This window comes from Mesorhizobium sanjuanii (genome assembly GCF_002529485.1).
GTDB classification, from domain to species: Bacteria; Pseudomonadota; Alphaproteobacteria; order Rhizobiales; family Rhizobiaceae; genus Mesorhizobium; species Mesorhizobium sanjuanii.
On the sequence record NZ_NWQG01000174.1, the window covers coordinates 1 to 24,989 of the forward strand.

A 24,989-nucleotide genomic window follows, 5' to 3' on the forward strand; every position below is an offset into this window, starting at 1 on the left:
TTTCTGCTGACCCCGCTAAAACTTGATAATTTCTATCATGAAATATATCAAGGCCGAGGGATCATGCCATCACAGGGAAACGGACGTGGCCTTCGCTCCGCGCATGGAAAGTCGCATTCAGGGTTTTTCCGTCATAGGCGGCCTGAAAGGGCATGTCTGGGACGGCGTCGTCGCCGACCTCTGGGACGTTTCGTGCGGGGAGGAAGCGGGAGGCCATTATGTGTCTCCCGACCCCCGGCTCTTTGTCACACTGAAGGTCGACGGCGACGGCGCCTTTTTCGTCGAAGGGACGCGGGGCGAATTGCGCCGCCACGATCGGGCATTTTCCATGGCCTACATACCGGCGGGCGTGCCGATCAGGGGCCGGGTCGAGGGCCTGCGCCGCATCAAGCATCTCGATCTGCATTTCGACGAGGCAGCGCTGACACGCCGCTTCGGCGGCAGCCTCGACCGCGAGGCACTGCGTGTGTCGCGCTTCCAGTTTTGCGACGACCGAATTGCAGCGCTCGCCAGCCTGATCGCGGCCGAATGCGACAGCGGCCTGCCGATGCACGACCTCTATGGCGAAGGCCTGCTGAACGCATTGTTCGCCGGGCTTTTTGAGATCGGACGGACGGACGGACCGCGGCGCCGCGCGCCACTGTCCCGCCGCAAGCTGCGCCTGGTCACCGACTATATCGACGCGCATTGCCTGGGCAAGATTCGCCTCGCCGATCTCGCGGGGCTGACCGGCCTGTCCGAAACCGCCACAAGCCACGCCTTCAAGGCGGCCACGGGCGTGCCGCCGCACCGCTGGCAGATGCAGGCGCGGGTCAGAAAGATCCAGGCCATGATGGCGCATGAACAGGCGTCGCTCGGTGATATTGCCGAAGCCACCGGCTTCTTCGATCAGGCGCATCTGACGCGGGTGTTCAAATCCATCGTTGGGTTGACGCCGGGCGCCTGGATGGCCGCCCACCGGCGCCAGTGACATTTCCCGCAGCAGGACGCCGCAAGGTCCGCCTTTTGGACAAAAAGCGACAAACCGCGCAAATCCGTCCAATGATCCGCTCATAAGTTGAGGTAAACAGTCAGGTATATGTCTAGAGAACCTGGGATTTGCCTTATGAACAGAATTTGCCGGATGAAGCTGCTTTTGGCAGGCGCCGCCATCGCCATGATCCCGCCCGTGACCACGTTCGCGCAGGATGCGCAGACCCCCACCCAGCTCGAACCCGTGGTGGTCGAGGGCGATGCCGGCGACAGCGCGACCGGACCGGTCGACGGTGTCGTCGCCAAGAAGACCACGACCGGCTCCAAGAGCGCGACCGCACTCAAGGAGATCCCGCAATCCGTCTCGGTGATCGGCCGGCAGGAAATCGACGATCAGGGCGGCCAGAAGATCGACGAGGCGCTGCGCTACACCGCCGGCGTCTTCACCCAGCCTTTCGGCCCTGACAGCGACACCAACTGGCTGTTCATCCGCGGCTTCCAGGCGACAGCCACCGGCGTCTACATGGATGGCTTGCAATTGTTCAGCTACGGCTTCGGCGGCTTCTATGTCGATAGCTTCGGGCTCGAACGCATCGAGGTGCTGAAGGGCCCAGCCTCGGTGCTCTATGGCGGCAGCAATCCGGGCGGCATCGTCAACTATGTCAGCAAGCGGCCGGATTTCGAACACAAGCGCTATGTCGAGACCGGCGTCAACGATGCCGGCAATGTCTACATGGGCTTCGACGTCGGCGATGTCGCCAACGAAGGAACGGTAAGCTACCGCGTCAATGGCCGCGTCGCCGGTGGCGCTACCTACAGCGACCTGCAGGATGGCTGGCGCGGCTTCATCTCGCCCAGCATCACCTGGCAGCCTGACGACCAGACCAAGCTGACGGTGCTCGCCAATTTCAGCCACATCGACGAGAACCACAATGGCGGCAGCTTCCTGCCTTACGACGGGACTGTCGTGGACCATATCGTCGGTGGCGTAAACTACGGACGCATTGACCGCGACGCCAATTTCACGGAACCGAGTATCGATCTCTACAAGCGCGAACAGGGCTCGATCGGCTATGAGTTCGAGCACACTTTCGACAATGACTGGACCGTTCGTTCCAACGCCCGCTTCACCGCCGCCGATATCAAAGAGGTCAGCGTCTACCCTAACGGCTGGTCGACCATCGGAGGGCCTACCGACCTGGCCCGCATAAATTTCGACCATGACACTCAGGCGAAAACCTTCCTCCTTGACAATCAGATTGAGGGCAAGGTGGTGACCGGCCCGATCGAACATACGATCCTCGCCGGCTTGGACTTCAAATATTACAACATCGACCAGGTGCAGTCGTCCGGTCTCTTCGACCTGAACTATGACAATCCCATTGATGCCTTCCACCCCGTCTATGGCTCGCCACTGACGCCGCGCGTCAGCTATCTCAACCAGGATCTGACGCAAAAGCAGCTCGGCTTCTATGCGCAGGACCAGTTGCGCTTCGGCGACGGCTGGCTGGTGACGCTGAACGGCCGCTATGATTGGGCCTGGCTCGAGGCCGACAACCGTCCGACCTACTACTCGGAGACCTTCGGCTTTCCCGTCGTTGACCAGAACAGAGCCGGCGGCGATTTCTCTGGCCGGGCCGGCCTCGCTTATGAATTCGGCAACGGCATCACCCCCTATGCCAGCATCGCCACTTTCTTCAACCCGATCATCGGAACCGACGCGAATGGCAACCTGTTCAAGCCGGAAGAAGGCGTGCAATACGAAGTCGGCGTCAAATATGAGCCGACCTTCATCGACGGCCTGTTCACCCTGTCGCTCTTCGATCTGACGCGCCAGAACGTGGCCATCGCCAGCGACACCGATCCTTTTGCCCAGGTCCAGGCCGACGAGCTACGCTCGCGCGGTGTGGAGATCGAAGGCAAGGTCAACGTCACCGAGGATCTCAGGGTGACCGCGGCGCTGACCGCCTACGATATCGACTTCACCAAGAGCGAAGACCCTTCGCTGATCGGCAAGACGCCTTTCATCGTACCGGAAGTCATGGCCTCGGCATCCGTCGACTACACCTTGCGCGGCGGCTGGTATGACGGCATCTCGGTCGGCGCCGGCGTCCGCCATCTCGGCTCCTCGTGGGCAGACAACGACAACACGGCGAAGGTTCCGGCCGTTACGCTGGCCGATCTGAAGCTCGGCTACGAGAAGGAGAACTGGGGCGTCGACCTCAACATCACCAATCTCTTCGACAAGACCTATGTGGCAAGCTGCCAGACGCTCGCGACCTGCTCCTATGGCGAAGGCCGCTCGTTCAAGCTGAAGGCCCATACGACTTGGTAGTTCTGTGCCAAAGACGTCAGCGATGATCTTCCTTCCCCGGGCGATGAACCATCTGCCCCGGGCGATGGGACATCTGCCCAATCGGCGGCGGGTGCTCGCGCTGGGCTTGGCGGCGGCCCTGTCGCCGATCGTCGCCAGGGCAGCGCCGCTGCGCGTCGCGGCGATCGACTGGGGCATGCTGGAAACCTTGCTGGCGCTCGGCATCGAGCCGGTCGCGGCGACCGAACTCATCCAGTTCCGCAAGGTCGTGGTCGAACCGATCGTCCCTCCATCGATAGCCGATCTCGGCCTGCGCGGCACACCCAATTACGAGTTGCTGCGCATCGTCGCGCCGGATCTCATCGTCATCTCCAACTTCTATGAGTACCAGCGCCCCATGCTTGAGCGCATTGCGCCAGTCTTTGCGCAAGCGGTCTACGCGCCCGGCGTGCCGCCCTACCCGCTCGCTGAGGCCGCTATGCTGGCGCTTGGCGAAAGACTCGGACGACAGGCCGAGGCGAAACGCTATGTCGACGAGACATCAGTCGAGATCACCCGATTGCGCGCCGCGTTGCCGGCCGCCTCAGGGCGGCCAGTCTTTGTCATCAGCCTTGGCGATTCACGCCATTTCCGCGCCTTCGGCCGGGATTCGATGTTTGGCGACGTGCTTCAGCGTCTCGGCATGAAGAACGCCTGGACCGACGAGACGGATTACAGCGCCGCCGCTCCGGTCGGACTGGAAGCGCTGGCGCGCGTTCCCGCCGCATCGATCCTCGTCGTCTCGCCGCTGCCGGCTGATGTCGGCCGCTCGCTGCCTGCAAATGCCTTGTGGAACGCGCTGCCGGCGGTCCGCGAGGGTCGTGTTGCCGTGCTGGAACCGATCAATCATTTCGGCGGCCTGCCCTCGGCGCGCCGCTTCGCACGCCTGGCTACAGTGGCACTTGCCGGGCAGACCCATGGCTGACCGCGCCATGACCGAGCGCGCCGTGACCGGCCATGCGCTGCCGCCGGTCGCGCTCTGGGGCCTTTTGGCCGTTGTGGCGGCACTCCTGTTCGCCTGGCGCGTCGGCATGCAGTGGCCTGCCGCGCTGACGGGCAGCGGCATCGATCTCGACCGTGTCATCCTTCTCTACAGCACGCTGCCGCGCGCGGCGGTGGCAGTGCTGGCCGGCGCCGTTCTCGGTCTCTCCGGGCTTTTGCTGCAGCGCGTGCTGCGCAATCCGCTGGCCGAACCATCGACGCTCGGCATTTCGGCGGGGGCGCAGCTCGCCATGACGGCGGCTTCCATCTACGCGCCGTTCCTGATGGAGCGGTCGCAAGGGCCGGTCGCCTTTGCCGGCGGCATCGCCGCGGTGCTGCTGGTGCTGTCGCTGACCTGGCGGCGCGGGTTAGAGCCCGTCTCCGTCGTGCTTGCCGGCATGATGGTGGCGCTGACCGCGAGCTCCGTCAGCGCCGCCCTGATCCTCGCCAATGGCGACTATCTGTTCTCGCTGTTCATCTGGGGCGGCGGATCGCTTGTCCAGCAGGACTGGGGACCGGCCATCGCTTTGGCGGTCAGGCTTGCGATCGGCGGGGCCGCCGCCCTGTTGCTGCTCAGACCGCTGACGATTCTTGGCCTTGACGACGCCTCGGCGCGCAGTCTGGGCATCGCGCGTCACGGCAGCCGCTTCCTCGTCATCGCGCTTGCCGTGTGGATGGCGACCACCGTGGTCGCGGAGGTCGGCGTCATCGGCTTCGTCGGCCTTGCGGCGCCCGCGCTCGCCGCACTTTCGGGCGCGCGAACGCTGCGGCAAAAGCTGCTCGCCGCGCCACTGGTCGGCGCCATCCTGCTGTGGCTGACGGACGGGCTGGTGCAACTGGCGGCCGGCACTGGCGGCGAACGCATTCCGACCGGCGCCGGCACCGCACTTCTGGGCGGCCCCGTTCTGCTCTGGCTGCTGCCGAGGCTGCGCATGCTCGAATGGCCTGATCTCGGCGCGCATGGCGCTTCTCCGCGCAAGGCCGGCCATCCCTGGCTCATCATCCTGCTGTTGTTGCTGGCGATGCTTCTCTCCGCAGGGGTGGCGCTCATTCTCGGGCGTGGTCCGGCAGGCTGGTCTGTCGCCGGCGGCGACATGCTGGCCGATCTCGCCGCCTGGCGCGCGCCGCGCATCGGCGTGGCGGCGGCCGCCGGCGCCATGCTGGCAGTGGCAGGCGTGGTGATCCAGCGCATCACCGGCAATCCACTGGCAAGCCCGGAGGTGCTGGGCGTCGGCACCGGCGCCGGCGCCGGCCTGACCGCGGTGCTGGCGTTCAGCGTGGCGGCTGCGCCCGGTTGGCAATTTGCCGGGTCCGTGCTCGGTTCGCTGGCGGTGTTGATCGCCATGCTGGCGATCGGCGCGCGGGCGAAATTCGGCGCCGAGCGGCTGCTGCTGGCCGGCGTCGCCATGAGCGCGCTGTGCAGCGCCGTCATCACAGCAGCCATCGCGATGGGAAATGCGCAGTCCTACGTCCTGCTGCGTTGGCTCAGCGGCTCGACCAGCCAGGCGACCGGCGTCGATGCCTGGCTCATGGTCGCCTGTCTGGTGCTGCTGACGCTGCCGCTGTTTCTCGCCATCCGCTGGCTCGATATCCTGCCGCTCGGCGAAAATACCGCGCGCGGGCTGGGCCTGCCGGTCGCCAAAGGCCGGCTGATGCTGATCGTTCTCGCCGCGATCCTGACCGCACTTGCCGCGATGTTCGTCGGACCGCTGAGCTTTGTCGGCCTCATCGCGCCGCACCTCGCACGGCTGGTCGGCTTTACCCGCGCCCGAGCTCACCTCGCCGGCGCGGTGCTGGTCGGTGCGCTTCTGATGATCGTATCAGACTGGCTGTCGCGCATGGCGGCCTTTCCATACGAGTTGCCCGTCGGCCTGTTCGCCTCGCTGCTTGGCGGACCGTATCTCGTCCATCTACTCGCAAAAGGAGTACCGCGTCATGGCTGACATGCCGAGAAACCTCAAGGCGTCCGCCGAGATCGCGCTGTCTTGTCCGCAAGACATCATGCAGCGGCTTTGCGCCCATTTTGCCGATCATGGCGACGTCGCCATCGACGGCGCCTGCAGCCGCATCGACACAGCCTTCGGTTCGGCCAGCATGGAAGCCTGTCAGCGCTGCCTCAGGGTTTTCGCAGAGGGCAATGACGAGACATCCCTGGCCTATGTAAAACTTTCCATCGCCGAGCATCTTTTGCATTTCGCTTCGGTGGAGAACCCCGCAATCGTCTGGCAAGGCGATGGCGCGACCGGCCAGCCCTTGCCCTATTTCCGCGAGATGCGCGTCGTGCGGACCGCCAGCGTGACGCCGCATATGCGGCGGCTGACCCTGGCCGGCAGCGACCTCGGACGCTTCGCCACGGGCGGACTTCATGTCCGCCTGCTGCTGCCAAGGGATGGCGCCGTCCCCGCCTGGCCCGTCACCGGCGAGGATGGCCGCCCGGCATGGCCCGAAGCGGAACGGCGGCCGGACGTGCGCATCTACACGATCCGCCGCATCAACGTCGACAAGGGAGAGGTCGATATCGACTTCGTCCTGCATGACGGCGACGGCATGCCCGGCGCGCGCTTTGCCGCCAATGCACGGATCGGCAACATCGTCGGCATGACGGGGCCGGGTGGCGGCGAGGTCCCCGTGGCCGACTGGTGCCTGCTTGCCGGCGACGAAACCGCCCTGCCCACGATCGGCCGCATCGTCGAGGCGCTGCCGGCAGGCGTGCACGCCGTCATCCGCATCGAGGTTGCCAATGGCGGCGAGGAGCAGAAGCTGGTTTCGCCGGCCTCGCTGGACATAAAGTGGCTGCACAGGAACGGCGTGGCCCCCGGCAAATCGACCTTGCTTCAGGATGCGGTCCGGCAAGTCCGTTGGCCCGAGGACGGGCGCAGCGTCTTTGCCTGGGCCGGCTGCGAACACAAGAGCTTCCGCGCCATCCGCTCCTACCTCAGGCAAGACCGGAAACTGGCGCGCGACGCGCATCTCGTGGTCGCCTACTGGCGCTGCGGTTACGAGGGCGATACCGCACGAACAGACTGACCGACCGGTTCGACTTATCGCAAGCTCGGGCTGTTCGCCGACACGGTGAGATCGAGCGCGACATGGCCCTGCGGCGCGCCGAAGCGAAGAAAAGCTTCCGACAGCGTCGCGAACACCGGTCCGGCATCGCCTCTCAGCTTGGTGCAGAAATTCTTCGATTTGTCGAAGACGCCGGACGCCTTGAGGAAGTCGATGCAGCCATAGATCTCGTCCATGTGATGGCCTTCGCCGAGCGGATAGAGCGAGAACTGCGCGGCGACCTCTTGCCCAAGCCTTTCCGCAGTGTCGACATGCGCCCGCGCCGCGTCGATGCGCTCCGCCAGCGCCAGCTCGTGGCTGCCGCCGGAAATCGGCGTGCAGATCGGATCGTCGGGCTCGCCCGGGCAGCCGCGCGACACCGTTGCCGACAACACGCAATGCACGCCGCTTGCCGCCGCCGATGCGAAGAGATCGCGCATGGCCGGGAACAGCTGTTCGGGCGGACCGACGATCAGCGTCGAGATGTCGTCGGTCTCGATGCGGAAATTCGCCCGATATGGGTCGAACGCCGAAAGCGCCCCGAGGATGACGCCGACGAAATCGTCGCACATCGGATAGAGTGAAATCTGTGCACCTGAAAACACGGTCGCCTCGCTCCGCTGGCATTACCCAGATCAGCTTGAGGGACCGAAGGCTTGGCGCCTTACATCTCAGCCCCGGCAATGCGGGGCGCCCCTGTCGATAGGGCACACCTAACACCGGCATCCGACATGCGCAAGCAGCGGGCGCTCGCATGATCGCGCAGCGATGTCGCATGCGCCGAGTTCACGCCGCAGCCGCCGGCCCGGCCTTGCGCGACAGTGCCAGATACATCCCGGCCATCATCAGCAGCAGCGCCAGCCAGAACAGCGCGCCCGGCTGTTCGCCGAAGAAAACCAGGCTCCAGAGAATTCCGGCTGCTACCGCGAGATAGTTGAACAGCGAGAAGCGCGCTGGGCCGATGCGCGCGACCAGCGCGAAGAAAAGCCAGAAGAAGACGGCGTTGATCGCCGTGGCGATGACGAGCGGCAGCAGCCCCGACATAATGCCGCCGGGCGGCAGCACCGCGCTGCCGAGCACCAGCATCACCACGCCTGCCACGGCCGCGGCACCCAGCAGCGTTCCGGCGGCCATGGCGGCCGACGTGGCATCCGCCGGCCGCAGCCATTTGGCGCAATTGTTGGCGGCGGCGAACATCAGCGGCGCCGAAAGGGCGACCAGGAACCAGAACATGCCACCGTCGCCGATGACGCCGGCGCCGGGCGCCATGATGACCGCCACGCCAGCTATGCCCAGAAGCATCCCGAATAAGGTACGCTGGTCGAAACGCTCGAGCCCGGCCGCCACACCGATGAGCAGAGTGAGGATGGGGGAGAGGCAGAGCACCAGCGTCAGCACGGAAGCGTCGATATGCTCCGCCGCCTTGACCAATATGCCGATCGGCAGGCCGACGACTAGGGCGCCCATGACGACATAGGCGCGCAGATGCGCCGCCGACAGGGCGAAGCGTCCGCCGAGCACCACAAGCAGCGCCAGGACAATGCCCGCCAGCAGCGATTGCAGAAAGGCAAAGCCCATAGGCGGCCAGAGCGCTTCCGCGGCGAGGCGGTTCACCGCAAAGATGCCGCCATAGATCGCCGCGGCAAGCAGCAACAGCGCGGCATCCGCCAGGCGGAATCGTGCCAGGGATATCGGTCGATCTTCATGCATGGCCGCATCATGCGCCCGGCCTTGGCCAGGCGCCCTCCCTTTCCGGTCTCAGTGCAGAAGGCTTTCCAGTCAGCGCCGACTGGCGCGAAGCTCCGCCGTCCGTGCCTCGTCGACCATCAGCAGGCCGGGCTCGGCCGCATCCGTCAACGCAACGCCATAGACTGTCTCGGCATCCTCCCGGCTCAGCCAGCCGCGATTGACGGTCGCCACGACGCGTCTCGGCTCGCGTTTCAGCGGATCGCCGTAACCCCCACCGCCACAAGCGGTGAACTCGATCCTGGCGCCGTCCTCGATCGTCTCCTCGCTGAACGCCGGCAGCACGATCCTGTCGCCACCCCGGACCTTGATGGATTCGCTCTCCTTGCCGTCGCCGCCGCCCAGCACGCCGCGCGGCGGAAACGAGGTGCCGTCGGCCGCGTAGACGATCGTCATGTCGTGGTCGAGCGGGTAGAAGACGCCGCCGGTGGCCGGCGCGCCTTCGAACTCGCCAAAGCCCTGCGAGCCCGGCAGCACGCCGCGACGCTCGATGACGATCGGATACATGGATTCGTCGACCTCGACCGAGTCGAGTTGGATAAGGCCGGCATTGGCCGGGCCGCAATAGGTCAGCCAGCCGTCATAGCCGTGCCGGGCACCGCCGCCGGCATAGCCGACGAAGACCTGGTTGACATAGGATTTGCCGTTCTTGAACGGATCCTCGCCAGAGATGACGCCGACGCCAGCGGGAAGATGCGAGCCGCTCTCGGCCTGTCCGTATGGCGCGCCCATCCGCGAGAAGACACAATTGCCGGCGATCATCAGCCGGTCGTTGACATTGGTGGTGGCGACCGAGGTGCCGACCGGATATTTCGGCTTGCCCACGACGCTTCCCTCGCGCAGCAGCACCTTGATCTGCGACTTGGCGCCCTCATTGTGCGGGATGCTTTCGTCCAGATTGTTGAAGACGCCGATGCGGCAGGAGCCAGTGGCGGTGTTCTCGGACAGGTTCAGGCCGCCCGGCACATTGTCGATATTGTCGCGCGCATCGACGACGATCTCGCCCTTGGCCGGGTCGACATGGATGGTTAGCCGCACCGGAATGCCCTCGTCGGCCACGCCGGGCACCGGGTCGTGCCGCGTTTCATAGCTGTAGCTGCCAGCGGGCAATTTGGCGATCGCCGCCTTGGCGCAGCGCGCGCCATAGTCGAACCAGTCCTCGACGAAGCCCATGATTGTCTCGCGGCCATAGCGTGTGAACAGTTCGCCAATGCGGCGCTCGCCGGTCCGGCAGGCGCCGATCTGCGCGCGCACATCGCCCAGCCACATGTCGGGCACGCGGTTGCGCATGGTGCCGATGCGCAGGATGTCCTTCTTCTCCTGGTAGTTCTGCGCCACCCGCACGCAGGGAAAATGCATGCCCTCCTCGAAGATGTTCTTGGCGAAGGGCAGATAGGTCGACGGCACCGGCGCGCCGGTGTCGGCGTGGTGCGACAGCGCGACGACCCAGAACAGCGGCACACCCTCGTAAAACACCGGCATCGTCATGATCAGGTCGGCGTGATGGGTGCCGCCGGTATAGGGGCAGTTGTTGAGGAAGATGTCGCCTTGCGTAATGTCGTCGAAGAGGTCGGTCAGCGGCCGCGTCGCCATGTCCATCGACATGACATGGATCGGCAGCGCGTCCTCGACCGAGACCAGCCTATGGTCGTAGGTCAGGATGGCGCAGGAGAAGTCGCGCGCGTTCTTGATCACCGCCGAGCGGCTCGCCCGCATGACGACCAGCGTCATCTCGCGCACGATCGCCTCGAAGCGGCTCTTGAGCACCGACATCAGGAAGGGATCCACCCGCCGCTCCGCGACGTCGAGCTCAGCTTTGTTGATGGCGTCCATGGCGTTACCTCACGCGGTTGCGGGGTTAGATGATGTCGACGACGAGATTGCCATACTGGTCTATCTCGCCCCGGTGCTGGTTTTTCAGGTAGGCGGTAAAAGTCTCGGCCTCGACCAGGCAAGGTCCGGCGAGACGGGCGCCGGCGCCGAGCTCGGCCATCTCGTAGACCGGCACGGTTTCGACCCGTCCGCTTTCCTGCTGGTAGATGCCGCGCCGGGCCTTGGGTTTGATGTCGCCCGATTGGACCGCAAGCGTATTCTTCTGCCAGAGATCCTGGCCGGAGCGCTTGCCGATGGCGCGCAACTTCCACGCCGTGAACTCGACCACGTCATTGTCGGCGCGGATCGAATAGATGCGCTCATGCATCTTGTGGAAAGCCTCGACCAGTCCAGGCAGGTCGTCGGCCGACAGCGTGCCGTCCTTGCTTTCGAACGGCACCTCGATCTCGAAGGACTGATATTCGTAGCGGCCGAGGAAGGAGAACTCGAACTGCCTGTTATCAGGTGCCACGCCGGCCTCGGCGAGGAAACTGTCTCCGGCCTGCCGCAGCCGCTTCAGCGCCTGGTTGACGCCGTCGACGTTGAAATTCGCATCCGATGTCAGCAGGACGGCGCTTTCCTCGCTGCGGATATCGCAGATCAGGCCGCCAAAGGCGCTGAGGCCCGCCATGAAGCGCGGAACCATATAGCGCTTGAGGCCGAGGATGTCGGCCATCTCGGCGATGTGGATGGCGGTGGCGCCGCCGCCGCAGACAAAGAAGCTGTCGCGCGGATTGATGCCTTCGCGCACGGTGATTTCCTCGATCGCCGCGACCATATTGTGGTTGCTGGTCGTGTAGATCGCGTACGCCGCCTGCTCGCGCGTGACGCCGAGCCGCTCGGCGATCTTGTCGACGGCCGCTTCGGCGAGTTCGCGCTCCAGCTTCATCTTGCCGCCGAGGAAATAGTCCGGGTCGACGATGCCGAGCACGACATTGGCGTCGGTGACCGTCGGTTCGGTGCCGCCCTTGCCATAGCAGGCCGGCCCCGGTCGCGCGCCGGCGCTGCGCGGGCCGACCCGCAGCAGCCCGCCCTCGTCGACGAAGGCGATCGAACCGCCGCCGGCGCCAACCGAGCGCACGTCGACCTTGGGAATGCCGAGCGAGTCATTGTGGATCATGCTGTCGGGCGTGACGATGATCTGGTGATCGCGCAGCGCCGAGACGTCGAAGGTCGTGCCGCCCATGTCGCCGACAATGATGTCGGGCTCGTCAGACAGCGCCAGCGCCGCCATCGGCGCTAGCGTCGGTCCCGACATGACACTGTAGATCGGTTTGCGGATCATGTCGGCGAGCGGCATCATGCCGCCGACGCAATTGGCCAGCAGCAGCTCGCCCGCAAAATCTTCCTCGTCGAGCGCCGTCTTCAGCTTCTCGATATAGGTGCGCACGATCGGGTTGATCGAGGCGTCGATGGCGGCGGCAATGATGCGCTTGTACTCGCGCGGCATCGGGTTGATCTCGTGGCTGAGCGTGATCGGAATGCCGGGCAGTTCCTGTTCCAGGATGGCGCGCACCGCAAGTTCATGCGCCGGATTGACCACCGACCACAGCAGGCCGACGGCAACCGCCTCGACACCGAGGGCGCGGAACTCGCTCGCTGCCTTGCGGACATCGTCCAGCGAGAGCGGCGCAAGCTCGCGGCCGCGCGCGTCGATGCGTCCGGCCACCGTCTTGGTGAGGTGGCGCGGCACATAGGGATCGGGATAGTTGAGGCGCCACTGGAAGGCGCCCTTGCGCGGCCCCTCGCGCAGCACGAGGATGTCCTGGTGGCCCTCGGTCAGCACAAGGCCGACCTTGACCGTCTTGCGCTCGACCAGCGCGTTGGTCGACACCGTCGAGCCGTGCACGACGAGTTCTATCTTCTTCATGAAATCGGCGGGCATGAGACCGTAACCCTCGGCCGCGACATGCAGGACATCGATGAAGCCCTTTTCGAACTCGCCGGGTGTGGTCGGCGACTTGAAAATGGCGATCTCGCCCTTGCTGTTCGAGACAAGGCAGTCGGTGAAGGTGCCGCCAATGTCGATGCAAACTTGATAGGTCATGCATGTCCTCAAAAAGAAGGGTTTCAGCGCCTGGCGACGTCGCGATTGACGATCAGGCTGACGATGATGATGACGCCGAGGCAGATCTGCTGGAGATAGCCGTCGATCTGGACAAGGTTCATGCCGTTGGAGAGCACGGTGATGAACAGCGCGCCGAGCAGGGCCGCGCCGACGCCACCCTCACCGCCCGACAGCCGCACCCCGCCGACGACGGCGGCGGCGATCGCTTCCAGCGTGAGATTGCCGCCGAGATTGGGTTCGCCCGAGCCGGTGCGGGCGGTGAGCAATAATGCCCCGAGTGCCGCAAGCACCGCGCACAGCGTATAGGCAAGCACCAGCACCGGCAGCGTGCGGATGCCGGCCGCGACGGCCGCCCTCGGATTGGCGCCGATGATGTAGAGGCTGCGTCCGAACTTCGTCGCCTTGAGCGTCAGGAACAGCAGCGTGTAAACCAGCCCGGCGAACCAGATCGGGATCGGAATGGACATGAGCGAGCCCTGCGCGAATTCCGCCGTCAGGCCGCGCGGCAGGCCGGTGACCGGAAAGCCGCCGCTGATCGTCGAGGAGAGGGCCATCACGATGTTGGCCATGCCCAGCGTCGTCACCAGCGGGTTGATGCCGATGCCGGCGATCAGCAGCCCGTTGGCGAGGCCGATCAGCGCGGCGATCAGGACGCCAGCGCCGACGCCGTAAAGGATGGATGCGTCACCGCCGCCCATTGCCACCATGGCCATCGAAGCCACGACGCTGACCAGCGACACGGTGTAGCCCAGGGACAGGTCGAAGCCGCGCGTCAGGATGACCATGGTCTGTGCCATGGCGAAAATCGAGAGATAACTCGCCTGGATGGCGATGTTGCGGAAATTGCCCAGCGACAATACCCGCGGCTCGACCAATCCGAACAGCACCAGCGTGACGACAATGGCGATCGGCAGGCGCGCGGCAAGCAGCATGTCCTTGATGGCGCCGCCGGAGAGCGGGCCGATCGACTGGGCCTTGGTGCCTGACGGTGTGCTCATGCCTGCCGCTTTCTCAGCAGAAGCCGGTCGATGGCAAGCGCCACGATCAGCACCGCGCCGAGCACGAGTGTCTGATATTTGCTGTCGACCTGGACCAGGTTCATCGCATTGGCGATGACGGCAAGGAAGAGCGCGGCAAGCGCCACATGCTCTGCACGGCCGACCCCACCGCGCAGCGACACCCCGCCGATGACGGCAGCAGCAATGGTCTCCAGCGCCAGCGTGCCGCCGATGGTCGATTGGCCGGAGCCGAGCCGGGATGTCATCAGGAATCCGGTCAGCGCGGCAAGGATACCGGCGAGCACATAGGCGATCGCCAGCGTGCGGCCGGTCGCCACGCCGGACAGCCTGGCTGAACGCAAATCGCTGCCGACCGCGTAGATATGCCGGCCGAGCGCGGTGAAGCGCTGCATGACGATGCAGGCGACGAGCACAATGAGCGCGACATGGAGCACGATCGGCAGGCCGAGAAACTGTCCGCGCCCAACGCCGGTGATAAAGGATTGGGCGACGCCATAGATCGGGATGCCTTGCGTGAAATAGAGGGCGATGCCCATCAGCACCGACATCATGGCGAGCGTCACCATGAAGGGCGAGAGCGAGAGGCTCGCCACCAGCCCGGCATTGGTCAAGCCGACGAGGACACCGACGCCGATGGCGGCAACCAGCGAAAGCAGGATGACGGCGATCTCCATATCCGGAAAATAGCCGCTGCCGACGAGCATCACGGCGGCGGTGACCACGGACGAGATCGCCACCACCGCGCCGACCGACAGGTCGAAGCCGCCGGCCGTCATCACCAGCATCTGCGCCAGCGACGGTATGAGCAGGAGCGCGAAATTGCGCATGACGTTGATGAGGTTGAGCCGGTTGAGGAAGCGCGGCTCGACCAGCGCCGTCGCCACCACCGCCACGATGAGAAAGGTGATGACGATGCCGCCCTGCATGAGAAAGCGGTCGAGCAGGCTCGACCGGTGCTCCGTGGGTTTGATCACGCCCGAAGGGGCCATCGTTGCCTGCTCCGAACTCACGCCCGCCCTCCGAAATAATGGGACAGGATTTGCGCCTCCGTCAGCTCGCCCTGGCCAAGCTCGGCGACGACCTTGCCTTCATGCATGACATAGACGCGCGAGGCGAGGTTGATGAGCTCCGGCAATTCGGAGGTCGAGACGACGACCGAGGCGCCGGCTGCCACCAGTGACTTGATGAGATTGTAGACATCGACCTTGGCGCCGACGTCGATGCCGACCGTCGGTTCGTCGAAGAGATAGACATCGAAGGGCCGCATCAGCCCGCGCGCCAGCATCAGCTTCTGCTGGTTGCCGCCGGAAAATGCCGAGACCTTGCGCTCGGGCGCCATTGGCCGCAGCGCAAGGTCGGTGAGCGGCGCCTTGATCACCTCGCGTTCGCGCCAGAACTTCAGCAGCGGCCCGGCCGACAAGGCCGGCAGGTCGAGCGAGCTCATCGTCGCGTTTTCACGCGCCGACCGCGCCATGGCCAGTCCTTCCGAACCTCGGTCGGCCGGAAAATAGCAGACCTTGCTGGCCAGCATGGACGCTGGCGAGGGACGCGCGACGGTCTTGTCGCCGACAGTGATGGTTCCCGCCTCGATCGTCTCCAGACCGAAGACGGCACGGCAAAGCTCGCTGCGCCCGCAGCCGACGAGACCGGCGAGGCCGACCACCTCGCCCGCCCGCGCCACGAACGAGGCGTCGATGACGGAATGGTCCTGCGTGGTGAGGTTCCGCACCTCGAGCCTGGCTGCGCCCGGCCGGTGCTCGATGCTGGGGAAGAGCTGCTCGACCGGACGGCCGACCATCATCTCGATCAGCCCCTCATCCGAAATCTCTGACGTCACCACGGTGCCGATCCTCTTGCCGCCGCGCAGCACGGTGACTCGGTCGGACAGGTTGCGGATCTCGCTCATGCGATGCGAGACATAGATGATGCCGACGCCCCTGCCCTTGAGCAGCGCCACGGCATGGAAGAGCTTTTCGGCCTCGCCATCGGTGAGCGATGCCGTGGGTTCATCGAGAATGAGCACTTTCGGCCGCATACGCAGCGCCTTGGCGATCTCGACCATTTGTTTCTGGGCACGCGACAGGAACGCCACCTTCTCGTCGAGCGGCAGGTTGAAGCCGAGCCCGTCGAGCAGTTCGGTGCCAGCCTGGCGCATCTGCCGCCGCTTGAGGAAGAGGCTGCCCGACTGCTCGCGGCCGAGAAAGATGTTCTCCAGCACGGTAAGGTCGGGCACCAGGCTGAACTCCTGGAAGACGGCGGCAATGCCGATCTCCTGCGCGACCTGCGGGGTGAGGCTCGTGATCGTGCGGCCATTGATCCGGTAGACGCCCTCGGCCCAGGGGAATGTGCCGGCAATGAGATTGATCAGCGTCGACTTGCCGGCGCCGTTCTCACCAAGCAGCGCGTGGACCTCGCCTTCGTTGAGCGAGAAGTCGACATTGTCGAGCGCGGCGATGCCGCGAAATCTCTTGGTGAATCCGGTTACTTCCAGCATCTCGTCATAAAGCCCAGGAGCATCTCACCAAAAATTGAGCATCTTGCCCAAAAGGCAGCGGCGGTTTGGGCCGATATGCTCAAAAACAAGGACTTAAGCGCATCGGCTGAATCATTTTGGCAGCGATGGCTTCAAGCCGGCGGCGCCTGGCCGCTTCCCAGGGAAGCGGCCAGGCTGGGAGGAAGGCCATCGCGGCCCAGGCCACTACTCGACCGAGAATTCCGGGCGCCAGCCGTCCGGCGCGAAGATCTGGGTCGTATCGATCTTATCGATATTCTCCTTGGTGACGATACCGGGAGCGACCAGAAGCACCTTTTCGTGCTCCTTCTTTTCGAGGGCGCGGACCGCGAGGTCGACGCCGATGCGCCCCATGATGACGGGATATTCGGTGGCGAAGCCGAGCACCGAACCGTCCTTGACCGCTTTCAGCATCGTCTGGTTTTCATAGGACGACATGATCGTCACATTGCTGAGGCCGGCATCCGCCACCGCGCCGATCGCCGCTTCGGCCGTGGGCGCGCCACCCCAGATGACATTGACGTCGGGATGCGTCTGCAGCGCGTCTTCGACAAGCTTGAGCTGTGCCGGGACGCTCGCCTCGCCAAACATCTCGGCAAGCAGCTTGATGTTGCCGGTCTTGGTGCTCTCGCGGAAACCGTCCATGTAGGTTTCTGCCCAGCCGCTGCCCTGCGGCCCGGGGAAGGCCACTGCCTCCCCTTGCTTGTCGCCCAGATACTTCTTCACATATTCGCCGGTCTGGAACCCTTTCTGGAAGAAGTCGGGTGTGATGCGGGCGGTGATCGGCGTCTCCAGGATCGGGTTGGCGACAGCGATGTTGACGATGCCCTTGCCCATGCCCTCGCCGATCTTTGCGGCAACGCCTGCTTCCGAGATGGCCGAAATCAGGATCGCGTCGGCGCCGGAAGCGACGCAGTCGTCATACTGCGAAATCTGCTTCGGCAGCGCGGTGTAGCCGCCGGCTTGCAGCACCGTCACCTTGACTCCCAGCCGCTTGGCTTCCTCGACGATGCCGTAATCCACCGAGACCCAGTAGCTGTCCTGCAGATGCGGGAAAAGCACGCACAGCTTCCAGGGCTTCTCGGCCTTTTCAAGCGGCTTGTATTCGATTTCCTCGACTTTCTTCAGATCGCCATCCTTGGCCGAGGCGATCTTGAAGGGCCACCAGTCCGCGGCTTGCGCCATTCCGGCCGACAACACCGTGGCCGATACGGCCAGAGCCAATGTTTTCTTCAGTCCGTTCATCCGAAATCTCCCATTTGCTAACCGCCCCTGCGGTCGTTTTCTTTGCGCCCGTCGACTGAAGCGTCGGCCGGCGCCCACCTGTGTTTTTGTACTTACTCGAGCCACTTCTTCGTTGGCTTCTCGGGTCTTTCACACAACTTACATCTTATATCTTATGTGTCAACGCAGCGGTGAGCCTTGCCGACAGAGGTTGCGGCCCGCCCCCCCCGAAAGTCTGGTCAGGCCGGCGATCCGACCTGCCCGGCGGCGGCTTCGAGCGATCTTTCAAATGCATCGACCATGCTATCGACCTGCGCCTCGGTGATGATCAGCGGCGGACAGAAGGCGATTGCATCGGCCATGTTGCGCGAGATCACGCCGTTCTGCTGCAGGAACCCATTGACCAGCCCGCCCAGCGCGCCGACGGCGCCCCGGGGCGTCTTGTTCGCCTTGTCGCCAACCAGTTCGACCGCCGCGATCAGGCCGACGCCGCGCACCTCGCCGACGAGCGGGTGCGACGCCAGTTTGCGCAGCCGTTTCTGCATATGCGCACCCACCGTGCGCGCATTGCCGACAAGGTCGCGCTCCTCGATCAGGTTCAGGTTCTCGACCGCGACCGCCGCCGCGACGGGATGGCCGCCGCCGGTGAAGCCGTGCCCGAACGTGCCGATGCGATTGCTTTCATCGGCAATCGGCTCGAATACCTTCTCATTGATCAGCAGCGCCGAGATCGGCAGATAGGACGAGGATATCTGCTTCGACATGACCATGATGTCGGGCCTGATGCCGAAAGTCTGCGAGCCAAACATCTCACCGGTCCGGCCAAAGCCGCAGATCACCTCGTCGGCGACGAGCAGGATGTCGTATTTCGACAGCACCGCCTGGATCTTCGCCCAATAGCCGGCCGGCGGAACGATGACGCCGCCGGCGCCCATGATCGGTTCGCCGAAGAAGGCGGCGATGGTTTCCGGCCCTTCGGCCAGGATCAGCTTTTCCAGATCGTCGGCAAGCCGGCTCGAAAACTGCTCTTCGCTCTCGCCCGGCAGCGCCTCGCGCCAGTAATGCGGCGAAGAGGTGTGCAGCACATTGGCGATCGGCAGGTCGAACGAGATATGATTGTTGGGCAGCCCGGTCAGGCTAGCCGCGGCAATGGTGACGCCGTGATAGCCCCGCTTGCGGCTGATGATCTTCTTGCGCGCCGGCTGGCCAAGCGCATTCGACCGGTACCAGATCATCTTGATGGCCGTATCGTTGGCCTCGGAGCCGGAATTGGTGAAATACGCCTTGCTCATCGGCACCGGCGCCATCTGCACCAGTTTCTCGGCCAGATCGATCAGCGGCGAATGCGATTTCGAGCCGAAGTCGTGATAGAAGGGCAGCTTGGCCATCTGACGTGTCGCCGCCTCGACCAGCCGCTTCTCCGAAAAGCCGACCGCCACGCTCCAGAGGCCAGCCATTGCCTCGATGTAGCGGTTGCCGGCCAGGTCCTCGACATAGATGCCGTCGCCCTTCTCGATGACGAGCGGCCCGGTTTCCTGATGCTTGCGGGCATTGGTGTAGCCATGCATGTGGTAGTTGATGTCTCGGGCTTCGGGCGAGTTCGGTCGTGCGTCCATAAGGTCCTGTCCTGCCTGCTTCCAGGGAAATTCCCGCACCTGCCCGCCACTCGGCGCGCATTGGCGTTCCCTCTTGCATTATGCTGTTTGATGCATCATGTTTCTTATAAGATGTAGTGTCAAGCCCCTTTCCTGTGGGCTGGCGAGGTGGGGTGGAGACGGAATGCAGGCTTTCAGCTTCGAGACCCTCGAACGCGAGAATCTCGGCGAAACGGTCTATTCCCGTGTCGCCGAAGCGTTGATCAAGGGGCGGTTCGCACCGGATGCGAGGCTGACCATCCGCGACCTCGCGCAATCGCTGGGAACCAGCGTGACGCCGGTCCGGGACGCCATCCTGCGGCTGATCCAGGACGAGGCGCTGGTGCAGAAATCGGCGCGCGAGGTGCGTGTTCCCGTCATCACGCTGAGGCGTTATCGCGAAATCCGCCAAATCCGGCTGAAGCTCGAAGGGCTGGCCGCGCGGGAGGCCGCGCTCAAGGCGGCCGCCAAGGATGTTGAGCACTTGCGCGGCCTTATTGCGTTGAACGAGCGGGCGATCGCCGATAAAAACTGGACGGAGGGGCTGGCGCTCAACCAGACCTTTCACTTCGCGCTCGCCGATATCGCCGATATGGTGGTGCTGCGTGGCATACTGAACCGGCTCTGGCTGCAGATGGGACCGCTGATCGCGGAGTCCTATCATGAGGGTGGCCGCGCCATGATCGAGAACCATTATGCGGTGCTTGCGGCCGTCGAGAAACAGGATGCCGATGCCGCCGAGCGGGCGATTGTCGCAGACATAACGGAAGGTGGGAAAGTGATCCTCGAACGGCTCATCAGCAGGCACGACGTCAAGGCCGGGGCCGCCTGAGCATGGACCATGTCGACTGCATCGTCGCCGGCGCCGGCGTTGTTGGCCTTGCGATCGCACGAGCCATGGCGCGCCGCGGCATGGACACGCTGATTCTCGAGGCCGCGAACGCCGTCGGCACCGGCACCAGCTCGCGCAACTCCGAGGTCATCCACGCCGGCATCTATTATCCCGTTGGGTCGCTGAAGGCCCGCTTCTGCGTGGCCGGCCGGGACATGCTCTATCGCTACTGCGAGGAGCACGCCGTCCCGCACGCGCGCTGCGGCAAGCTCATCGTCGCCGCGAATGCCGACCAGGAGCCGGTGCTTGCCACCATCCGGGCCAATGCATCGGCTTGCGGCGTGGACGATCTGGTGGCTTTGACCGCCGCCGAGGCGCTCGCGCTGGAGCCCAGGCTGCGCTGCACGGCGGCGCTGTTGTCGCCCTCCACCGGGATCATGGACAGCCATGCCTTGATGATCGCCTTGCTGGGCGACGCCGAGGAGCACGGCGCCGCACTTAGCCTCAACACAAGCATCGTCTCCGGCCGCATCACCGAGGATGGGCTCATCGTGCTCGACACGATCGACAGCACAAGCGGCGAGCGCTTTGAAATCGCGACCAGATCCTTCATCAACGCCGCCGGACTCGATGCCACGGCGCTTGCCCGATCGATCGACGGGCTCGATCCGCAATTCGTGCCGGAACTTCGCTATGCCAAGGGCAATTATTTTTCGGCTGCCGGCCGGGCTCCCTTTTCACGGCTCATCTATCCCGTGCCCGAACCCGGCGGGCTCGGCGTGCATCTGACGCTCGATCTCGACGGCGTTGCCCGCTTCGGCCCGGACGTCGAATGGACGGATACGCTCGACTACCGCGTCGATCCGGCGCGCGGCGAACGCTTCTACAACGAGATCCGCAAATACTGGCCGGATCTTGCCGATGGCGCCCTGCACCCAGCGTATAGCGGCATTCGGCCGAAGCTTTCCGGTCCCGGCGAGCCCAATGCCGATTTCGTCATCCAGGATGCTTCGGTCCATGGCATTGACGGACTGGTCAATTTGTTCGGCATCGAAAGTCCGGGACTGACCTCCAGCCTGGCGATCGCCGACCATGTCGCGCAGCGCCTCGCTCAAACTGGCCAGGCTCAAAACCGGCGTGTTACCCTTACAGCCGGGCATTGAGAGACATTGCCGTGACCGGAACCACCCTCGCCGACATCTACCGAGACTACATCGCCTGCCTCAACAAGCAGGACTGGCGGCAGCTGGGACGGTTCGTTGGTGACGACGCGATCCACAATGGCCGGCGGCTCGGCCTGTCAGGCTATCGCCAGATGCTGGAGAAAGACTTCGATGACATTCCGGACCTTTATTTCAACGTCCGGATGCTGATTGCCGATCCGCCTTACATAGCGAGCCGGATAGATTTCGACTGCGCGCCAAAGGCTAATTTCCTTGGCCTCCCCCTGAACGGCAAGCGAGTCTCCTTCTCGGAGAACGTGATCTATGAATTCCGCGACGGGAAGATCGTGCAGGTGTGGTCTGTCGTGGACAAGGCGGCTATCGAGGCTCAGCTTTAGATCCCATCAGACTTGGATGCCATAAGACCGGCGGTCTCCCCGCCATCGACGCTGATCACCGCGCCGTTGATGAAGCTTGCAGGAGCGGACATCAGCCAGGCCACCGTCTCGGCCACATCTTCGGGCGTGCCGAGGCGACCGACCGGAATGCGGCTTTCCAGCGCTTGCCGGCGGCCGGGAATGGCGAGCGTATTCGCCATCATCTGCGTGGCGATCTGGCCGGGACACAGCGTGTTGAAACGAACCTGCGAGCCATATTCCAGCGCCAGTGCCTGCGCGAGACCGATCAGTGCCGCCTTGGACGCCGTATAGATCGCCAGCCCTTCTTCGCCAACGAGACCGGCGACGGAAGATATCATGACGACCGAACCACGGCCGGCGCGCAATCCCGCCAGCGCATGGCGGGTGAACAGATAGGCCGAGGTCGTGTTGGCGGTCATCGTCCGGTTCCAGTCGGCGAGCGTGGTCTGGTCGAAAGCGTGTCTGGCGCCGGTTCCGGCATTGTTGACCAACCCGGCGATGCGGCCCTTGCCGATCTCCAGCGCCATGGCGACCGCGCGTTGGCAGTCGGCTTCACTGGTCGCGTCGCCAGCCGCGAACACCGCCTGCGGAACCGCGTCCATCACCGCTTGAGCGGCATCCCGGTCGCGCCCGGTGAAGACGACGCGCGCGCCGTCCGCAGCGAGGCGGCTGACGCAGGCAGCGCCGATGCCGCGCGTGCCGCCCGTCACCAGGAAGACGCGTTCTGCCGCGCTCACGGCGTATAGTCGACCGGCGTGGAGAGCCAGCCGGCATCGTGCTTGGCCCAATAAAGGTCATGGATGCGGATGGTCACCGGTCCGGGCTTGCCATTGCCGTAGATGCGGCCGTCGAGCACCGTCACCGGCATGATGCCGCCCGCCGAGCTGGTGATGAAGATCTCGTCGGCATCGCGCAATTCCTCGATGGCGAGCGGACGCAAATCGCAATTGACGCCGACCTCCGGAGCCAGCTCGATCACGCTGCGGCGCGTCATGCCTTCGAACACACCGCGGTCGGGCGTCGTGATGACATCGTCCTTGACTGCGAAGATGTTGAAACCGGCGCCCTCGGCCACATGCCCTTGCCCGTCGGTCAGCACCGCAACGGTGGCATCTTTGTCATAGGCCTCGAAGATGCCCATGGTGAGGTCGAGCCAGTGAAAGTTCTTGAGGCGCGGGTCGACCGATTCCGGCGGGATCCGCTGTACGGAACTCACCACCATCTTCAACCCGTCCCGGCGCTGCTCGTCATTGGCGATCCACACGAAAGGCTGGGCGAAGGCATAGAAGCGGTTCTCGCAGAGCCTGGGGTCGCGGGTTCCGCGTGGCGGCACGCCGCGCGTGCAGGTCATCTGCACATAGGCGTCGCGCAGCCCGCTGCGGCGAACGCATTCGACCAGGATTTCGGCGATTTCGGCCGAGGAATAGGGCAGGCTCATGCGCAGACCGCGCATCGAAGCCTGGAAGCGTTCGATATGGTCGTCGAGCCGGAAGAAGCGCCCCTTCCATACATGGGTGACGTCATAGGTCGCGTCGGAACGCACGAAACCGCGGTCGGTGAGCGGAATGGTGGCTTCGGCGAGTGGGACATAGGCTCCATTGACGAAGGCAATTCCATCAGCTGGATCGTGGGATATCCTGTCGTTCATGCAAACCTCCGCTGAAGCAGTTCACTGGATAGTAGACACAAATCGCGCCTTTCGCGTCTCAGAGACCGAGACTGGTTCGCGTATCCTCGATCGCCAGGGTGAGCGCGCGGACGAGTTCGTCCAGTTGTTCGGGTTCGATGATGTAAGGCGGACAGAGTGCCAGCACGTCGCCCATGTTGCGCAGGATGATGCCGCGCGCACGGCAGGCGCGCTCCACCTGCGCACCCACCTTCGCCTCGGCCGGAAAGCTCTCTTTCGTCCGCCGGTCGGCAACAAGCTCGACGCCGGCGATCAGGCCGATGCCACGGATCTCGCCCACCATGGGATGATCGGCAAGCGACTCGCTCAATGCCGCATGCATATTCGCGCCGAGCGTGCGCGCACGCCCGACCACATCGATCTCGTGATAGATCCGCAGCGCCTCCGCCGCCACCGCCGAGGTCACGGGATGGCCCGAATAGGTGAAGCCATGGCCGAAGCCGCCATTGCGATGCCCCTCGTCGGCGATCGCCTGGTAGAGCCTGTCAGAGACGACCACCGCCGCGATCGGCAGATAGCCCGACGACAGGCCCTTGGCGACCGAGAACATGTCCGGCACGAAGCCAAAGGTCTGGCTGCCGAACCAGTTGCCGGTGCGGCCGAAGCCGCAGACAACTTCGTCGGCCAGCAGCAGGATGTCGTAGCGGTCGAGCAGCTTGCGCAGCTTCGCAAAATAGCCGCGCGGCGGCACGATGACGCCGCCCGCCGCCATGACGGGCTCGGCGATCATCGCGGCGATGGTGTCGGGGCCGGCCTTGAGGATCATCGCCTCCAGCTCGTGGATGAGGCGGTCGGCAAAATCGTCCTCGCTCTCGCCTTCATGCCCTCCGCGGTAAAGATGCGGCCTGGTGGCGTAGAGAACGTCGTCGGTGTTGGCGCCGAATGAGCAATGCATATGCGGCAGGCCACTGAGCAGCGCGCCCATCACGGTACTGCCATGGAAAGCGCCCTGGCGGCTGATGATGCGTCGCTTCCCGGGTTTGCCGCGCGCCGCCTGATAATACCAGGCCAGCCGGACCATTGTATCGTTCGCCTCGGAACCTGAATTGGCGAAGAAGATCTTGCAGGGCGACAGCGGCGAGATCACCGCGAGCTGCTCCATCAGGTCGATGCAGGCCTCATTCGAGCGATGGTTGAAGGTGTGATAGTTTGCGAGCTTGGCGAATTGGGCGCCGGCAGCCGCCGCAAGCCTGGCGTCGTTGAAGCCCAGCGATGCGGTCCACAGGCCCGCCATGCCTTCGATGTAGCGCTTGCCGGTATCGTCATGCACATACACGCCATCGCCGCTCGAAATAACGAATGGCCCCTCCTGCTCATGCCGCCGCGGATCGGTCTGCGAATGCAGATGCAGGCTCATGTCGATGGCTCGGGCCGAATTGTGGAGCATGTCCTCAGTCCTGCTGCAGACGAATTAGGTTGCGAGCTCACTCAGTACCTTATAACTTATAAGTTGTCGAGTATC

General features: G+C 64.3%; 20 protein-coding genes and 1 riboswitch. Of the genes, 8 read left to right on the top strand and 12 right to left on the bottom strand.

What is annotated here, in order from left to right:
* The first annotated feature begins 85 nt into the window (after positions 1–85).
* The 5 genes from CN311_RS23575 (at position 86) to CN311_RS23595 (ending at position 7,333) form a co-directional block, all read left to right on the top strand.
* A complete protein-coding gene (locus tag CN311_RS23575; RefSeq protein WP_097576113.1) occupies positions 86–970 on the top strand; it encodes a helix-turn-helix domain-containing protein in 885 nt (294 codons plus the stop codon).
* Positions 971–1,123: 153 nt separating this feature from the next.
* Positions 1,124–3,307, top strand: a complete 2,184-nt coding sequence (locus CN311_RS23580; RefSeq protein WP_097576087.1) for a TonB-dependent siderophore receptor — start codon at positions 1,124–1,126, stop codon at positions 3,305–3,307.
* Between the two features lie 43 nt (positions 3,308–3,350).
* Positions 3,351–4,250 carry an iron-siderophore ABC transporter substrate-binding protein gene (locus CN311_RS23585; protein ID WP_425351091.1) on the top strand — a complete coding sequence of 300 codons (900 nt, stop codon included), beginning with the start codon at positions 3,351–3,353 and terminating at the stop codon, positions 4,248–4,250.
* Positions 4,243–6,249: a Fe(3+)-hydroxamate ABC transporter permease FhuB gene (fhuB, locus tag CN311_RS23590; protein WP_097576088.1), complete on the top strand. Its 2,007-nt coding sequence runs from the start codon at positions 4,243–4,245 to the stop codon at positions 6,247–6,249. The genes CN311_RS23585 and fhuB overlap by 8 nt, the downstream gene beginning before the upstream one ends.
* The gene (locus tag CN311_RS23595; RefSeq protein ID WP_097576089.1) at positions 6,242–7,333 is read left to right on the top strand and encodes a siderophore-interacting protein; all 1,092 of its coding nucleotides are present in this window, start codon (positions 6,242–6,244) and stop codon (positions 7,331–7,333) included. The genes fhuB and CN311_RS23595 overlap by 8 nt, the downstream gene beginning before the upstream one ends.
* A gap of 14 nt (positions 7,334–7,347) precedes the next feature.
* On the opposite strand, the gene CN311_RS23600 is transcribed toward CN311_RS23595, so the two are convergent.
* The 9 genes from CN311_RS23600 to CN311_RS23640 all read right to left on the bottom strand — a co-directional run bounded on the left by CN311_RS23600 (position 7,348) and on the right by CN311_RS23640 (position 19,408).
* Positions 7,348–7,956, bottom strand: coding sequence for a YkoF family thiamine/hydroxymethylpyrimidine-binding protein (locus tag CN311_RS23600; RefSeq protein ID WP_097576115.1), 609 nt, complete (start codon positions 7,954–7,956; stop codon positions 7,348–7,350).
* A riboswitch (TPP riboswitch) is annotated at positions 7,947–8,059 on the bottom strand. Its footprint overlaps the gene before it by 10 nt.
* A gap of 78 nt (positions 8,060–8,137) precedes the next feature.
* The gene (locus tag CN311_RS23605; protein ID WP_097576090.1) at positions 8,138–9,061 is read right to left on the bottom strand and encodes a DMT family transporter; all 924 of its coding nucleotides are present in this window, start codon (positions 9,059–9,061) and stop codon (positions 8,138–8,140) included.
* A 69-nt stretch (positions 9,062–9,130) separates the two neighbouring features.
* On the bottom strand, positions 9,131–10,930 hold the full coding sequence (locus tag CN311_RS23610; RefSeq protein WP_097576091.1) for a hydantoinase B/oxoprolinase family protein: 1,800 nt from the start codon (positions 10,928–10,930) through the stop codon (positions 9,131–9,133).
* 25 nt (positions 10,931–10,955) lie between these two features.
* Positions 10,956–13,016 carry a hydantoinase/oxoprolinase family protein gene (locus tag CN311_RS23615; RefSeq protein WP_097576092.1) on the bottom strand — a complete coding sequence of 687 codons (2,061 nt, stop codon included), beginning with the start codon at positions 13,014–13,016 and terminating at the stop codon, positions 10,956–10,958.
* A gap of 23 nt (positions 13,017–13,039) precedes the next feature.
* Positions 13,040–14,035, bottom strand: coding sequence for an ABC transporter permease (locus tag CN311_RS23620; protein ID WP_245440923.1), 996 nt, complete (start codon positions 14,033–14,035; stop codon positions 13,040–13,042).
* A complete protein-coding gene (locus tag CN311_RS23625) occupies positions 14,032–15,066 on the bottom strand; it encodes an ABC transporter permease (RefSeq protein ID WP_245440924.1) in 1,035 nt (344 codons plus the stop codon). Before CN311_RS23625 ends, CN311_RS23620 begins: the two co-directional genes overlap by 4 nt.
* Positions 15,063–16,550, bottom strand: coding sequence for a sugar ABC transporter ATP-binding protein (locus CN311_RS23630; RefSeq protein ID WP_097576093.1), 1,488 nt, complete (start codon positions 16,548–16,550; stop codon positions 15,063–15,065). Before CN311_RS23630 ends, CN311_RS23625 begins: the two co-directional genes overlap by 4 nt.
* Positions 16,551–16,754: 204 nt before the next feature.
* Positions 16,755–17,813, bottom strand: coding sequence for a TMAO reductase system periplasmic protein TorT (torT, locus tag CN311_RS23635; RefSeq protein ID WP_097576094.1), 1,059 nt, complete (start codon positions 17,811–17,813; stop codon positions 16,755–16,757).
* A 218-nt stretch (positions 17,814–18,031) separates the two neighbouring features.
* Positions 18,032–19,408, bottom strand: coding sequence for an aspartate aminotransferase family protein (locus tag CN311_RS23640; protein ID WP_097576095.1), 1,377 nt, complete (start codon positions 19,406–19,408; stop codon positions 18,032–18,034).
* Between the two features lie 163 nt (positions 19,409–19,571).
* Between CN311_RS23640 and CN311_RS23645 the strand changes: the two genes are divergently transcribed.
* The 3 genes from CN311_RS23645 to CN311_RS23655 are packed head-to-tail and all read left to right on the top strand — an operon-like array spanning position 19,572 to position 21,819.
* Positions 19,572–20,258, top strand: a complete 687-nt coding sequence (locus CN311_RS23645) for a GntR family transcriptional regulator (protein WP_097576096.1) — start codon at positions 19,572–19,574, stop codon at positions 20,256–20,258.
* Positions 20,259–20,260: 2 nt separating this feature from the next.
* Positions 20,261–21,421 (top strand): NAD(P)/FAD-dependent oxidoreductase, encoded by a 1,161-nt coding sequence (locus CN311_RS23650; protein WP_097576097.1) that lies wholly within the window; start codon positions 20,261–20,263, stop codon positions 21,419–21,421.
* Positions 21,422–21,432: 11 nt separating this feature from the next.
* Positions 21,433–21,819, top strand: coding sequence for an ester cyclase (locus CN311_RS23655; RefSeq protein ID WP_097576098.1), 387 nt, complete (start codon positions 21,433–21,435; stop codon positions 21,817–21,819).
* On the opposite strand, the gene CN311_RS23660 is transcribed toward CN311_RS23655, so the two are convergent.
* Genes CN311_RS23660 through CN311_RS23670 form a run of 3 tightly spaced genes read right to left on the bottom strand, consistent with a single transcriptional unit; the run spans position 21,816 to position 24,914 of the window.
* Positions 21,816–22,577, bottom strand: coding sequence for an SDR family NAD(P)-dependent oxidoreductase (locus tag CN311_RS23660; RefSeq protein ID WP_097576099.1), 762 nt, complete (start codon positions 22,575–22,577; stop codon positions 21,816–21,818). The two genes, CN311_RS23655 and CN311_RS23660, sit on opposite strands and share 4 nt — an antisense overlap.
* The gene (locus tag CN311_RS23665) at positions 22,574–23,488 is read right to left on the bottom strand and encodes an aminotransferase class IV (RefSeq protein WP_097576100.1); all 915 of its coding nucleotides are present in this window, start codon (positions 23,486–23,488) and stop codon (positions 22,574–22,576) included. The genes CN311_RS23660 and CN311_RS23665 overlap by 4 nt, the downstream gene beginning before the upstream one ends.
* A gap of 58 nt (positions 23,489–23,546) precedes the next feature.
* Entirely contained in the window at positions 23,547–24,914 is a 1,368-nt protein-coding gene (locus CN311_RS23670) for an aminotransferase (RefSeq protein WP_097576101.1), read from the bottom strand.
* Positions 24,915–24,989 lie beyond the last annotated feature (75 nt).

Excerpts from the sequence above, each read along its gene's own strand:
- CN311_RS23580 (WP_097576087.1), top strand. The coding sequence starts at position 1,124 with ATGAAGCTGCTTTTGGCAGGCGCCGCCATCGCCATGATCCCGCCCGTG.
- CN311_RS23585 (WP_425351091.1), top strand. The coding sequence starts at position 3,351 with ATGAACCATCTGCCCCGGGCGATGGGACATCTGCCCAATCGGCGGCGG.
- fhuB (WP_097576088.1), top strand. The coding sequence starts at position 4,243 with ATGGCTGACCGCGCCATGACCGAGCGCGCCGTGACCGGCCATGCGCTG.
- CN311_RS23595 (WP_097576089.1), top strand. The coding sequence starts at position 6,242 with ATGGCTGACATGCCGAGAAACCTCAAGGCGTCCGCCGAGATCGCGCTG.
- CN311_RS23605 (WP_097576090.1), bottom strand. The coding sequence starts at position 9,061 with ATGCATGAAGATCGACCGATATCCCTGGCACGATTCCGCCTGGCGGAT.
- CN311_RS23610 (WP_097576091.1), bottom strand. The coding sequence starts at position 10,930 with ATGGACGCCATCAACAAAGCTGAGCTCGACGTCGCGGAGCGGCGGGTG.
- CN311_RS23615 (WP_097576092.1), bottom strand. The coding sequence starts at position 13,016 with ATGACCTATCAAGTTTGCATCGACATTGGCGGCACCTTCACCGACTGC.
- CN311_RS23620 (WP_245440923.1), bottom strand. The coding sequence starts at position 14,035 with ATGAGCACACCGTCAGGCACCAAGGCCCAGTCGATCGGCCCGCTCTCC.
- CN311_RS23630 (WP_097576093.1), bottom strand. The coding sequence starts at position 16,550 with ATGCTGGAAGTAACCGGATTCACCAAGAGATTTCGCGGCATCGCCGCG.
- torT (WP_097576094.1), bottom strand. The coding sequence starts at position 17,813 with ATGAACGGACTGAAGAAAACATTGGCTCTGGCCGTATCGGCCACGGTG.
- CN311_RS23640 (WP_097576095.1), bottom strand. The coding sequence starts at position 19,408 with ATGGACGCACGACCGAACTCGCCCGAAGCCCGAGACATCAACTACCAC.
- CN311_RS23645 (WP_097576096.1), top strand. The coding sequence starts at position 19,572 with ATGCAGGCTTTCAGCTTCGAGACCCTCGAACGCGAGAATCTCGGCGAA.
- CN311_RS23650 (WP_097576097.1), top strand. The coding sequence starts at position 20,261 with ATGGACCATGTCGACTGCATCGTCGCCGGCGCCGGCGTTGTTGGCCTT.
- CN311_RS23665 (WP_097576100.1), bottom strand. The coding sequence starts at position 23,488 with ATGAACGACAGGATATCCCACGATCCAGCTGATGGAATTGCCTTCGTC.
- CN311_RS23670 (WP_097576101.1), bottom strand. The coding sequence starts at position 24,914 with ATGCTCCACAATTCGGCCCGAGCCATCGACATGAGCCTGCATCTGCAT.